The organism is Pseudomonas sp. ACN8, assembly GCF_002303925.1.
In the GTDB taxonomy this organism is placed as follows: Bacteria; Pseudomonadota; Gammaproteobacteria; order Pseudomonadales; family Pseudomonadaceae; genus Aquipseudomonas.
This window is the reverse complement of record NZ_MRCS01000026.1, coordinates 1-12,610: the sequence shown is the minus strand read 5'-3', so window position 1 is coordinate 12,610 and position 12,610 is coordinate 1. Positions and strand designations below refer to the sequence as shown.

Below are 12,610 nucleotides of genomic sequence, written 5' to 3'. Positions count from 1 at the left end.
AGCCATCGTCCATTCAGACGATGCCCGCTTTTACAGGGGCGGCAGAATCCGTTACATGCGCCAACCCCGTGATCCCTTGGGAGAATAATAAGATGAGTACCCTGCACCGCATCGAAGCCAAACTGCTGGAAGACCGCTACGCCCGCGGCTGGCATTGCCTGGGCCTGGCCGCGCAATACCGCGACGGCAAGGCCCACCGCCTGGAGGTGTTCGGCACCCGCTTGGTGGCGTTCCAGGGTGAAGACGGCGAACTGCATATCCTTGATGGCTACTGCCCGCACATGGGCGCCGACCTGAGCACCGGTTGCGTTGAAGGCAACTCGATCCGCTGCCCGTTCCACGCCTGGCGCTGGGGCGCCGATGGTGTTTGCGATGACATCCCTTATGCCAAGCGCATTCCGCCACGGGCCAGGATCAAGAGCTGGCCGATCATGGAAGAGAACCAGTTGCTGTTCGTCTGGAATGACCCCGAAGGCAACCCGCCGCTGCCGGAACAACGCATTCCGCGCATCGACGCCTGCTACAGCGACGAATGGGCGGCATGGGAAGTTGCCGAATTGCAGATTGGCACCAACTGCCGCGAACTGATCGACAACATCGCCGACATGGCGCACTTCGGCACCGTGCACGGCGCGCCGGTCGAAGAGTTCATCAACATTTTCCAGGGCCACCTGGCCACCCAGATCATGCGCGCCCGCAGTGAGCGCCTGTCCGGCGACAGCGTGCTGACCACCGAAGCCACCTATTTCGGCCCGGCCTATCAGATCACCGAGATGAACGGCGCCATGAACGGCCAGCCGATCCATTCGATCCTGCTCAACTGCCACGTGCCGATCGACCTGGACAGCTTCACCCTGCGCTACGGCGTGCTGGTGAAGAAGATCCCGGGCTTGAGCGAAGAACAGAACCAGGCGATGGCCAAGGCCTACGTAGCGCAGGCGCAGGCAGCCTTCTACGAAGACGTGGCCATCTGGCACAGCAAGACCCGCGTCGACAACCCGTTGCTGTGTGACGGCGACGGTCCGGTCTACCAGTTGCGCCGCTGGTACGAGCAGTTCTACACCGACGTCCAGGCGCTGTCGGCGGACGTCGGCGAACACAAGAAGTTTGTCGTGCGCGCCAGCGAACGGGTCTGACGCCAGCGGCTTTTCGCCCGCCCCGGGCCTGACCGGCAGCCGCCGGTCAGGCCCTGAGCCCGAGCGTTGCAAGGAGTCGATACCGGCGCTTATCCTCGGCCACCGCCAACGCTAATAATAAAAACGGTTTTTCCCTATGCAGCAGAGCCTCAGCCTCGATACGTTCAGTGATTTGATCGGCAACCTCTATCAGGGTCCGCTGGAAACCATTCCCTGGGCGACTTTTCTCAATCAGCTCAATGTGCATCTGAACAGCAAGTACGTGACCTTCATCCTGCGTCCGCCCAGCGCCCACGTGGATGGTCTGATGGTCAACACCACCGGCACCTCGACCGAGGCGACCGCGTCGTACAACAAACACTTTTTCAGCCTCGATCCGTTTGTCGACCTGCCCAACCGCCAGGTCGTGACCCTCGCCGAGTTCGTCTCCAACGACGACTGGCAGAATTCCGAGTTCTATAAGAACTTCCTCGAACCGGTGGACGTGTTCCACATCCTCGGTGCCGACATCAACACCGTCGACGGCGCCCAGTGCCGCATTCGTATCAGCCGCGGACGTGACGACAAGCCGTTCGGCAATGAAGAAAAGGCCATGCTCACGCATTTCATTGCGCACCTGGAACGCTCGATCAAGATCCACATGCAACTCAACCGCATCGAAGCCGAGCGCAACCTGTACGCCGGCGCGGTGAACCAGATGGCGGTCGGCACGATCATCCTCGACGAGTCCGGCAAGGTGCTGCAGACCAACCAGGTCGCCGACCGGCTGATCCAGGAAAAGGACGGCATCAAACTGGTCAACGATGGCTTGCAGGTCGGTACGGCCCGGGATACCCAGGAATTCCGCAGACTGGTCAAGCAGTCGCTACTGTCGCAAAAGAGCGGCAACCCGTCAGTGGTCGAGGCCCTGCGCGTACAGCGGCCGTCGGGGAAAGCGGATCTGGGGATCATCGTGCGCTCGGTGCCCTTGAGCGACTGGAGCGAAGGCAAGCAGTGTCCGACCGTGGTGATTTTCATCAGCGACCCGGAGCAGCAGTCCACCGCACCGCAGGATATTGTCCGCGCGCTGTTCGACTTCACCCCGGCGGAAACCCAGCTGGCGATGTTGCTGGCCAACGGCTTGACCCTCGACGAAGCGTCGGAAGAGCTGGGCATCAGCCGCAACACCTCCCGGGCACACTTGCGCTCGACCTTCTCCAAGACCGGCGTGACCCGCCAGACCATGCTGGTGCGCCTGATCCTGCGCAGCGTGGCAACCCTCGGCTAACCCTCATTGCTGCCCTCGTCCGCTCGGACGATGGCGGCTCCCGTTGTACAGCGCACAGTGTCTTTATCCCAAACAGGGGACTGCCCCATGCGCAACTGCCCAACCATCCTCAAGACTGAACTGCTGGCGCAAAGCGGCCACTTTCAGATCGAAGCCCTGCACCTGCAATTCAGCAACGGCCAGCAACGGGTCTACGAACGCCTGCGTGGTACCGGTTATCGCTCTGTGATGCTGGTGGCGATGCCCGATCCTGCGCATGTGCTGCTGGTGCGCGAATACGCGGTCGGTGTGGAAAAAACCATTCTCGGCCTGCCCAAGGGCGGTGCCGAGCCCGATGAAGACTATTTGCAGGCGGCGCAGCGCGAGCTGAGCGAAGAAGTCGGCATGCGCGCCGCCCGCCTTACCGAACTGGGCGAGCTGACCTTGGCACCGGGGCACTTGTGCCACCGCTACCGGGTGGTGCTGGCCGAACAATTGAGCCCCTGCCAACTGCAAGGCGACGAACCCGAACCCCTGGAATGCCTGCGTGTACCCCTGGCACAGATCCCCGAACTGGTGGCCCGTGGCGAACTGCATGAAGCCCGGGCGATTGCGGCGCTGTTCATGGCCATGGGCGCCCTCGCCCGACGCACCTGACGCCACACAAAACCTGTAGGAGCGAGCCTGCTCGCGATGAGACCGGCACATCCAACATCCATGCCGCCCATCGCGAGCAGGCTCGCTCCTACAGGGGATCACGACCAGGCACAGATCCCGGGAACACCACAAGGAACGGGGAAGCTTCAATTTGAACGGATAGTCCATTCGGACGAAGCCACTCGCGAACCGCCGCCATAACCTGTCTCTACAACAATAAAACCGTGTCGAGACTCACCATGCGCAAAACGACTTGTGCTCTGTTCATCATCCTCTGTGCGGGTGCTTCCACCAGCCTCTGCCAACTGTTCAAGAACGAAGCCTACCGACCGACCACCGCCTACTTCAGCTGTTCGAGCTCGGCGATCAATTGCTTTCCGCCCGTGGTGCGCAATCTGCTGCCTTGAGCATGGTTTCCACCGGCCATAAAAAAACCACCGAATCATCGGTGGTTTTTTCGTTGCCGCAATAATCAGGTCGGCAGTGCACCCCTGGCCCGCGACAGGGTCAGTGCCAGGTCTTCGATCATGTCTTCCTGACCACCCACGGTTCCGCGTCGGCCCAGCTCAACCAGCAGCTCGCGAGCAGCAATACCGTACTTCTGCTCAGCCCGCTTGGCGAACAGCAGGAACGAGCTGTACACCCCGGCATAACCCAACGTCAGCGCATCGCGGTCGAGGCGGATCGGCTGGTCCATCATCGGCACCACCAGGTCTTCGGCCACGTCCATGATCTTGTACAGGTCGACGCCACTGTTGACGCCCATGCGCTCCAGCACCGCGACGAACACTTCCAGCGGCGTATTGCCCGCCCCCGCGCCAAGACCTGCAACCGATCCGTCGATGCGCGCGGCGCCGGCCTCAATGGCCGCCAGGGAGTTGGCGATGGCCATGCCCATGTTGTGATGGCCGTGGAAACCGACTTCGGTCCCGGCATTCAATCCGGCACGCAGGGCGCCGATCTTCTGCGTCACTTCATCGGGCAGCATGTAGCCGGCCGAGTCGGTGCAGTAGATGCAATTGGCGCCGTAGCTTTCCATCAGGCGCGCCTGCTCCAGCAGCTTCTCCGGGCTGACCATGTGCGCCATCATCAGGAAGCCGACGGTGTCCAGGCCCATCTTCGCCGACATACCGATGTGCTGGCCGGACACGTCTGCCTCGGTGCAGTGAGTGGCCACGCGAATGGTCGATACGCCGTGTTCGTGGGCCATCTTCAGGTGGTCGAGGGTGCCGATCCCCGGCAACAGCAGGGCCGAGACCCTGGCCTGTTTCATCTGCGGAATCACCGCGGCGAAATACTCCTCGTCGCTGTGGGCCGGAAAGCCGTAGTTCAGCGACGCACCGCCCAGGCCATCGCCGTGGGTGATTTCGATCAGCGGCACACCCGCCGCATCGAGGCCGGTGGCCACCGAGACCATTTGTTCAATGCTGATCTGGTGCTGTTTGGCGTGCATGCCGTCGCGCAGGCTCATGTCGTGCAGACGGACGCTCTTACCTTGCAAATTCATCGGAATTCTCCACTCAACGGACAGGCAGTTGCAGGGTGCCCTTGTGGGCTTCTTCGGCGAACATCTCGGCCGTGCGCAAACCGGCGGCGGTCATGATGTCGAGGTTGCCGGCGGACTTGGGCAGGAAATCGCCGAGGCCTTCGACCTCGATGAAAATCGACACCTTGCGCCCGTCGAACACCGGCCCGTTGATCAGTTTGTAGCCCGGTACATAGCGCTGAACTTCGCGGACCATCTCCAGCACCGACGTACGGATCGCATCCTGGTTCGGCTCGTCATCGGTCAGGCAGTGGATGGTGTCGCGCATCATCAGCGGTGGCTCGGCCGGGTTGATCACGATGATCGCCTTGCCGCGTCGGGCGCCACCGATCTTCTCCACCGCACCGGCCGTGGTGCGGGTGAACTCGTCGATGTTCTGTCGCGTACCCGGGCCGACCGAACCGGAAGAAACCGTCGCGACGATTTCGCCGTAGCTCACCGGTTGCACCCGCGACACTGCTGCCACCATCGGGATGGTCGCCTGGCCACCGCAGGTGACCATGTTGACGTTCATCGCCAGGCTCGACGCGTGCTCCTTGAGGTTGACCGGCGGCACGCAGAACGGGCCGATGGCCGCCGGCGTGAGGTCGATCATGATCACCCCCAGCTCGTTGAGCTTGCGGCTGTTTTCGGCATGCACGTAGGCCGAGGTGGCATCGAAGGCGATACGGATGTCATCGTCGAGTACGTGGGGCAGCAAGCCATCGACACCGCCGGCAGTAGTTTTGATGCCCATTTCCCGAGCACGTTTCAGACCCTCGGATTCAGGGTCGACACCGACCATCCAGACGGGCTCGATCCATTGCGATCGGCACATTTTCATCAGCAGATCGGTGCCGATGTTGCCCGGGCCGATAATGGCCGCTCTGAGTTTTTTGCTCATGGGGTCAAACTCCAAAAGTCAGGCGCAGAAAGACACCCGGGCACTGCCCAGGCCATCAATGGTCAGTTCAAAACGGTCGCCGGCACGGGCCGGCTCCAGTGGCACCAGCGAGCCGGACAGGATGATTTCCCCGGCTTTGAACGGAATGCCGAAGGCACCCAGGGTGTTGGCCAGCCAGGCCACCGCCGTCAACGGGTTACCCTGCACCGCCGAACCCAGGCCTTCGCTCAGGGGCTCACCGTTCTTGAACACACGCATGCGCAAGTTCGGCAGGTCCAGCTCGCGGGGGTCGACCTTGCTGTCGCCCAGCACGAACACGCCGCAAGAGGCGTTGTCTGCGACCGTGTCCTGGATGCGGATGCGCCAGTCGTGAATCCGCGAGTCGACGATCTCGAAGCACGGCATCACGTATTCGGTGGCGGCCAGCACGTCGGCCTCGGTAATGCCGGGGCCGACCAGGTCATGCTTGAGCTTGAAGGCGATCTCGCCCTCGGCGCGGGGCTGGATCAGTTTGTTGGCGGACAGGGAAATCCGGGCATCGTCATCGAACGACATCTGCCGCGTGATGAAGCCGAAATCCGGCTGATGCACGTTGAGCATCTGCTGCACCGCCGCCGAGGTCACGCCGATTTTCTTGCCGACGATCTGGTCACCCGCCGCCACCCGACGCTCAATGGCGTACAGGGAAATGTGATAGGCATCTTCGATGCTGATCGACGGCCAACGCTCGGTCAGCGGCGCCAGGGTGGAGCCGCTGAGCAGCGCCTGATAAAGCTCTTCGCCGAACTCTCGGCGCAATTGCACGCTCATCCGAGGGCCTCCTGAAAAAACGCCAGGCACTGGCGGTTGAAAAAGTCACGGTGCTCGACCTGGACCCAATGCCCGCACTCGCTGAGCATCACGAAACGGATTTTGCTGCAGTGCTCAAGCATGGTCTGGGCGCCGGAGGACGGGCAGAACTTGTCGTTCATGCCCCAGAAACCGAGGATCGGGCACTGCAACTCGCCCAGGCGTGACGTCATGTTCGGCACCTGCATGGTCGACAGCACGCACACCGGTTGCTGTTGCACCACAGCCACGCGTTCGTTGACCGTTTCGTCGCTGATCAGGCTTTCATCGAACAGTTGCAAGGCCAGCAGGCGACGCATGCCCGCCGCATCGTTCAGCTCACCCTTGGCGAAGGCCGCACCCATTTTCTGGATGCCTTCCATCTGCAGGTAGTACTGTTCCTTTTCCATCAGACCACCGGGCGCCATCAGCACCAGACGGCTGACACGCTGCGGTTGGTCGAGGGCCAGTTTGATCGCGATCGCGCCGCCCAGGGAGTTGCCGACCAGCACGCAACGCTGGATGTCCAGGGCGTCGAGCAGACCGTTCAGCGCTGCAACAAAGAAGTCCAGGGTATAGAGGGTGTCGGGTTTGTCCGAAGCGCCGTAGCCCGGCAGGTCCGGGACGATCACCCGGTAACCGGCCTCGGCGAACACCGGGTAGTTCTGCTTGAAGTTGCTGTGACCGCTGGCGCCCGGCCCGCTGCCATGGATGAAAATCACGGGTTCGCCGTTGCCGGTGTCATGCCCGCCGATGTCTTTGTAGTGCAGCTGCAAACCGTCCGGCAGCGTAACGAAGTGCCCTTGCGCTGAAGCGCCCATAAGGTGTCCTCCCGGCCTGTTGTTGTAGCCGGATTATTCCGAGGGGCCGGATGGTCAACATCGTCCGACAGGACTACGTGCCCCACCTGTAGGAGCGAGCCTGCTCGCGAAGGAGGCCAGGACAGCGCGGGGCATCAGGTTTTACGCGTTATCGTTGACGTCCATCGCGAGCAGGCTCGCTCCTACACCGTTCCTAGTCTCATCGGACGTTGGATTACAGGGACCACAGACCTAGCATCGACGGCATTCCCGAGCGACAAAAAGAGAATCCCATGCTTGATCCGATGGACTTTCGCGGCAAAGTGGTACTGGTCACCGGCGGTGGCAAAGGTGTGGGGCGCGGTATCAGCCAGCGCTTCCTCGACTGCGGCGCCGAGGTGGTGATCTGCGGGCGCGAAGCACCACAGACCTTACCTGCCAGCGCCGGGCGCGAGGCGCTGTTCCTGCCCTGTGATCTGCGGGATGTCGAGCAGTCCGGGCGTTTGATCGCACACATCGTCGAGCGTTTCGGTCGCCTCGATGTGTTGGTCAACAACGCCGGCGGTTCGCCGAATGCCGATGCCGCCACAGCTTCGTCGCGTTTCAGCGAAGCGATCATCCGCCTGAACCTGATAGCGCCGCTGAACCTCTGCCAGCAGGCCAACCAGGTGATGCAGGCCCAGGCCGATGGCGGTGCGATCATCAACATCTGCAGCGTCAGCGCCACCCGCCCTTCCCCCGGCACCGCCGCTTATGGCGCGGCCAAGGCCGGCCTGCTGAACCTGACCACCTCGCTGGCAGTGGAATGGGCGCCGAAGGTGCGGGTCAACGCCGTGACCGCCGGGCTGATTCTCACCGAGCAGGCGGCCATGCATTATGGTGACGACGCAGGCATTGCACGGGTGGCGGCAACCATTCCGTTGCAACGCCTGGCGACCCCGGAGGACATTGGCGACACCTGCCTGTACCTGGCCTCGAAGCTGGCCCGTTACGTCAGTGGCGCGGATATCGCAGTGCATGGCGCGGGCGAGCGGCCGGCGTTTCTTGATGCCGCACAATCTCATTCATAAGAGGACTTTCGAGATGCCCGCGATTGCCAGCCACAGCGTACTGCTTGACCTTTCACAGCCAGCCGCATGGGCCAAACTGCGCGACCTGAGCCTCGCTCCACACTACGTGCCGGGCCTGACCGGTTGCCAGTTTCATCCCGGCGCAACGCAAGGTGTCGGCGCCAGTCGCCGAGTGTTGCGCAAGAGTGGTCAGTATCTGGATGAAAGCGTGGTGCAGTGGCAGGAAGGCACAGGGTTCGTGTTGCGGTTGCACAAGGGCGGCAATGACTCGCCCTTTCCGTTTCGCGAGGCGAGTTTCAGTTATGCCTTGCAAGCCGAAGGCAACGCGACCCGCATCACCCTGCAAATGAGATACAGCCTGCGCGGCGGCAGGCTGATGGAATTATTTTTGGGAAAAGCCTTCAACAAAGTCGTGCGGCAGATTGCCGAGAACCTCAAGGTTTACTACGAAACCGGCCGAACGCAGAATCCGGATATGGCTGTCAGCATATCCAACATCGATGTTGCCTGACACGCCGCCTTCGTCGGAACGCCGCCCGGGGCAAGCCCGCTCCCACAGGGGATTGGGGATACTCGCAATGTCGGCGTCACCACAAAAAAACTGTAGGAGCGAGCCTGCTCGCGATGAGGCCGGCACATTCAACATTGATGTTGCCTGTCATGCCGCCATCGCGAGCAGGCTCGCTCCCACAAGGGGGATCGGGTTGTACGCTAATGCCAGGTTCACCACAAAGAAACTGTGGGAGCGAGCCTGCTCGCGATGAGGCCGGCACATTCAACATTGATGTTGCCTGTCATGCCGCCATCGCGAGCAGGCTCGCTCCCACAGTGTGGATGGGGTTGGGCCACCTCTGGGGCGAGCGGTCTTCAGGAACGCGCCACTTGCGAGTGAGCGGTAAAACGGGTGGCGACTATCTTCCATTGGCCGGCGATACGCTGGTAACGGTCATGATAGAAGCCACCCAGCTGCCGCGTCGCCCCGCTCTCGCCATCCAGGTTGAAATACCACAGGGCCCAACGGCCCTGGGCCTGATCCTCGTTCAGCACCTCGATTTCCGGGTTGGCGCCGTGATGCAGGTCGATCACCCGCTCATGGCAAGCCAGTTCGCGGTACAGCGCGACAAAACTGTCGCGCTCACGAAAGATCCCCAACGGCCCGTAATCGATCAGCACTTCACCTTCGGCGAAGCAGTCGGCAATCACCTCGACCTGCTTGAGGTCACAGGCGTTGAGGTAGCGATGCTTGAGTTGGCGGATATCCTCCAGTGCCTCCAGGCGGGCAATCCGCTGTTCCAGGTTCATGCTGCACCTCGCGCTGTTACGTTAACTTCACTCCAGTAGGCTTTCATCGAGCGGATCTTGCCGTCGGCGTCGAACTCCATCACGTCGATCACATGCAGTGAGCACGGTTGCCCGCCCCACTCCATATCGACCCGGAACGGCATCGCTCCGCAACCGTTGAGCGTCGCGCGCACCGGACCGGTCCGGGTCGCCGAGACCTTCATCGCCCCCAGTCCTTCACGGTAAAAGCGCGTGATGGCGTCGATGCCTTGCAACGGCGCCTGGCCGACCGGGTCTTCAACGGTGGCGTCTTTGGCGTAGAGCGCGAGGATGCCCTCGATGTCGCCGGCATCCACCAGTTCCACGTAGCGTGCCATGGTCGCCTGGATCTGCTGTGCGCTGATCATTCAGACCACCTCGAACAGGGCGGCAGCGCCCATGCCGCCACCGATGCACATGCTCACCACCACGTAACGCAAGCCGCGACGCTGGCCTTCGACCAACGCGTGGCCGACCATCCGCGCCCCGGACATGCCGAACGGATGGCCGATGGAGATCGCCCCGCCGTTGACGTTCAGGCGCTCGGCCGCAATGCCCAGGGTGTCGCGGCAGTACAGCACCTGACAGGCGAACGCTTCGTTCAACTCCCACAGGCCGATGTGGTCCATGGTCAGGCCGTGGCGCTTGAGCAGCTTGGGAATGGCGTACACCGGGCCGATGCCCATCTCGTCGGAATTGCAGCCGGCGACGGCCATGCCGCGATAGATCCCCAGTGGTTCCAGGCCACGCTTCTCGGCCATTTTGGCGCTCATCAACACCGAAGCCGATGCGCCGTCGGATAGCTGGGAGGCGTTGCCGGCGGTGATGAATCGACCCTTGTCGCTCCACTGACCGCCGGGCCATACCGGTTCCAGGGCGCTCAGGCTTTCGCGAGAAGTGTCGATGCGGTTGCATTCGTCGCGCAGCAAGGTGACGTTTTCATAGCTGGTTTCGCCGGTGGCCTTGTCGAACAGTGCCTTGCGGCTGGTCAGCGGCGCCAGTTCCCGGTCGAATCGCCCGGCGTTCTGAGCCTGCGCGGTACGCAGCTGGCTCTGGTAGCTGTATTCGTCCTGCTCGTCGCGGGAGATGCCGTAGCGCGCGGAGACGATCTCGGCGGTTTCGATCATCGGGATGTAAGCGTGCGGGTCCAGCTCGATCACCGAACCCGACTGGTTGCGATAGAGGTTCTTGTGCTTGTTCTGCACCAGGGATATCGACTCCAGGCCACCGGCCACGGCGATGTCGATTTCGTCGCACATGATGCCTTTGGCGGCCATGGCGATGCTCATCAGGCCCGACGAGCACTGGCGCTCGACCGCCATCCCGGCCACCGATGCCGGCAAGCCGCCGGCAATCGCGCACAGACGCCCCAGGTTATAGGACTGGGTGCCCTGCTGCGCCGCGGCGCCGATGATCACGTCGTCCACTTCACCCGGCTCGATGCTGGCACGGCGCACGGCTTCGCGCACCACGTGGCCACCCAGTTGCGGCGCTTCGGTGTCATTGAACGCACCACGAAAGGCTTTGCCGATCGGAGTGCGGGCGGTGGAAACGATGACGGCTTCTTTCATGCTGGATTCCTCGAAAATTCTATTGAAGGTCAAGCCGGGTAATAGCGACTGATGGTGTCGACCACGCACCCGGGACGTTCCTCGCCGTCGATTTCGACGCTGACGCGGATGGTCGCCTGCACGCCGCCCTTCACTTCCTCGACCGCGATCAATTGCGCACTGCCGCGCACCCGCGAGCCGACGCGCACCACCGAAGGAAAACGCACCCGCTCACAGCCGTAATTGACGCCCATCGCCAGGCCACGGACCTCGACGATCTGCGGCAGGAACAGATTGACCAGCGACAGGCTCAGGTAACCATGGGCAATGCAGGTGCCAAACGGGCCGCTGGCAGCCTTGACTGGATCGACGTGAATCCACTGGTGATCGCCAGTGGCGTCGGCGAACCGATCGATGCGGTCTTGTTCCAGCAACAGCCAGTCGCTGGCGCCGAGTGATTCGCCCACGGCATCGAACAAGGCCATCGGCGTGTCGAACATTCGTGGCATGGTCACGCCCTCTGGCTGGACACCGACAACACTTCGCCGGTCATGTAGGAGCTGTAGTCGCTGGCCAGGAACATCATCACGTTGGCCACTTCCCAGACTTCGGCGGCGCGGCCGAACGCTTCGTTGGCGGCCAGTTGATCGAGCACCGCCTGGGGCGCGGACTTGCGCAGGAAATCGTGCAGGGCAATGCTCGGGCTGACCGCGTTGATGCGGATGCCGTAGTCGGCGGCCTCGACCGCTGTGCAGCGGGTCAGCGCCATGACTCCGGCCTTGGCGGCGGCGTAGTGCGCCTGTTCTTTCTGCGCGCGCCAGCCCAGCACTGAGGCGTTGTTGACGATCACTCCGGCACGCCGCTCCATCATTTTCGGCAGCATGGCGCGGGTCATGCGCATGGTGCCGGTGAGCGTCACATCAATGACCCGATTCCACTCTTCATCGGCCATGTCCACCAGCAAGCGCGAGCCGCCGAGGCCCGCGTTGTTGATCAGCACATCCACGCCTTGCAAGTCACGTTCGGCGCAGGCGATCAGCTGCTGCACCTGGGCTTCGTCGGCAACGTTGCAGACCTGGCCGAACACCTGTTGCAGCCCGGTGGTTTCGCGGATTTTCAGCACCGCTTCGGCCAGCCGGCCTTCATGGATATCGCTGATCATCAGCGCGCGGCAGCCTTCTTCGGCGGCACGCACGGCGGCGGAAAAACCGATCCCGGCGCCTGCGGCGGCGGTGATCAGCACCGACTTGCCGCGCAGCAGGCCGCGACCTTCAACATATTGAGGTACAGACATGAACTCTCTCCTTTCAGGCGCGCGGACGCGGCTCTTTGGGCATGCCCAAGGCACGCTCGGCGATGATGTTGCGCTGGATTTCGTTGCTGCCGCCGTAGAGGGTGTCGGCGCGGCTGAACAGGTACAGCGACTGCAAACGGGTCAACTGGTAAGGCGCGGCTTCGAGCAATTCCGCCTCGGCGCCGAGGACGTCCATCGCCAACTTGCCGAGGCTGGCGTGCCAGTTCGACCAGAACAGCTTGTAGATGGTCGCCTCTTTGCGCAGTGAACCGTCCTGGCT

The 12,610-nt window shown here is 62.4% G+C and carries 16 protein-coding genes; 6 read left to right on the top strand and 10 right to left on the bottom strand.

Going from position 1 to position 12,610, the window contains the following annotated elements:
* Nucleotides 1-92 precede the first annotated feature (92 nt).
* The 4 genes from BSF44_RS16015 to BSF44_RS30340 all read left to right on the top strand — a co-directional run bounded on the left by BSF44_RS16015 (nt 93) and on the right by BSF44_RS30340 (nt 3,446).
* Nucleotides 93-1,136 carry a Rieske 2Fe-2S domain-containing protein gene (locus BSF44_RS16015; protein WP_095944330.1) on the top strand — a complete coding sequence of 348 codons (1,044 nt, stop codon included), beginning with the start codon at nt 93-95 and terminating at the stop codon, nt 1,134-1,136.
* A 136-nt stretch (nt 1,137-1,272) separates the two neighbouring features.
* Nucleotides 1,273-2,403: a helix-turn-helix transcriptional regulator gene (locus BSF44_RS16010; RefSeq protein ID WP_095944329.1), complete on the top strand. Its 1,131-nt coding sequence runs from the start codon at nt 1,273-1,275 to the stop codon at nt 2,401-2,403.
* 87 nt (nt 2,404-2,490) lie between these two features.
* Nucleotides 2,491-3,039: an ADP compounds hydrolase NudE gene (gene nudE / locus BSF44_RS16005; RefSeq protein WP_095944328.1), complete on the top strand. Its 549-nt coding sequence runs from the start codon at nt 2,491-2,493 to the stop codon at nt 3,037-3,039.
* A 239-nt stretch (nt 3,040-3,278) separates the two neighbouring features.
* Nucleotides 3,279-3,446 (top strand): hypothetical protein, encoded by a 168-nt coding sequence (locus BSF44_RS30340; protein WP_172435356.1) that lies wholly within the window; start codon nt 3,279-3,281, stop codon nt 3,444-3,446.
* Nucleotides 3,447-3,511: 65 nt separating this feature from the next.
* On the opposite strand, the gene dmpG is transcribed toward BSF44_RS30340, so the two are convergent.
* The 4 genes from dmpG to BSF44_RS15985 are packed head-to-tail and all read right to left on the bottom strand — an operon-like array spanning nt 3,512 to nt 7,117.
* Nucleotides 3,512-4,546 (bottom strand): 4-hydroxy-2-oxovalerate aldolase, encoded by a 1,035-nt coding sequence (gene dmpG / locus BSF44_RS16000; RefSeq protein ID WP_095944327.1) that lies wholly within the window; start codon nt 4,544-4,546, stop codon nt 3,512-3,514.
* Between the two features lie 13 nt (nt 4,547-4,559).
* A complete protein-coding gene (locus BSF44_RS15995) occupies nt 4,560-5,468 on the bottom strand; it encodes an acetaldehyde dehydrogenase (acetylating) (RefSeq protein WP_095944326.1) in 909 nt (302 codons plus the stop codon).
* Between the two features lie 18 nt (nt 5,469-5,486).
* Nucleotides 5,487-6,278, bottom strand: a complete 792-nt coding sequence (locus BSF44_RS15990; protein ID WP_056722418.1) for a fumarylacetoacetate hydrolase family protein — start codon at nt 6,276-6,278, stop codon at nt 5,487-5,489.
* Complete coding sequence (locus BSF44_RS15985; protein WP_095944325.1) at nt 6,275-7,117, bottom strand: alpha/beta fold hydrolase; 843 nt, start codon at nt 7,115-7,117, stop codon at nt 6,275-6,277. The genes BSF44_RS15990 and BSF44_RS15985 overlap by 4 nt, the downstream gene beginning before the upstream one ends.
* A gap of 272 nt (nt 7,118-7,389) precedes the next feature.
* On the opposite strand from BSF44_RS15985, the gene BSF44_RS15980 reads away from it, so the two are divergent.
* Nucleotides 7,390-8,166, top strand: a complete 777-nt coding sequence (locus BSF44_RS15980; RefSeq protein ID WP_095944324.1) for an SDR family oxidoreductase — start codon at nt 7,390-7,392, stop codon at nt 8,164-8,166.
* Between the two features lie 13 nt (nt 8,167-8,179).
* Nucleotides 8,180-8,677, top strand: coding sequence for an SRPBCC family protein (locus BSF44_RS15975; protein WP_095944323.1), 498 nt, complete (start codon nt 8,180-8,182; stop codon nt 8,675-8,677).
* 356 nt (nt 8,678-9,033) lie between these two features.
* Here the strand turns inward: BSF44_RS15975 and BSF44_RS15965 are convergent, their stop codons facing one another.
* The 6 genes from BSF44_RS15965 to BSF44_RS15940 all read right to left on the bottom strand — a co-directional run.
* On the bottom strand, nt 9,034-9,468 hold the full coding sequence (locus BSF44_RS15965) for a nuclear transport factor 2 family protein (RefSeq protein ID WP_095944321.1): 435 nt from the start codon (nt 9,466-9,468) through the stop codon (nt 9,034-9,036).
* The gene (locus BSF44_RS15960) at nt 9,465-9,854 is read right to left on the bottom strand and encodes a steroid Delta-isomerase (RefSeq protein WP_095944320.1); all 390 of its coding nucleotides are present in this window, start codon (nt 9,852-9,854) and stop codon (nt 9,465-9,467) included. Before BSF44_RS15960 ends, BSF44_RS15965 begins: the two co-directional genes overlap by 4 nt.
* Nucleotides 9,855-11,057 (bottom strand): acetyl-CoA C-acyltransferase, encoded by a 1,203-nt coding sequence (locus tag BSF44_RS15955; protein ID WP_095944319.1) that lies wholly within the window; start codon nt 11,055-11,057, stop codon nt 9,855-9,857.
* Between the two features lie 29 nt (nt 11,058-11,086).
* The gene (locus BSF44_RS15950; RefSeq protein ID WP_095944318.1) at nt 11,087-11,545 is read right to left on the bottom strand and encodes a MaoC family dehydratase; all 459 of its coding nucleotides are present in this window, start codon (nt 11,543-11,545) and stop codon (nt 11,087-11,089) included.
* A gap of 2 nt (nt 11,546-11,547) precedes the next feature.
* On the bottom strand, nt 11,548-12,330 hold the full coding sequence (locus tag BSF44_RS15945; RefSeq protein ID WP_095944317.1) for an SDR family oxidoreductase: 783 nt from the start codon (nt 12,328-12,330) through the stop codon (nt 11,548-11,550).
* A 13-nt stretch (nt 12,331-12,343) separates the two neighbouring features.
* The coding region (locus BSF44_RS15940; RefSeq protein ID WP_256589087.1) for an acyl-CoA dehydrogenase family protein at nt 12,344-12,610 on the bottom strand (267 nt) is incomplete at its 5' end.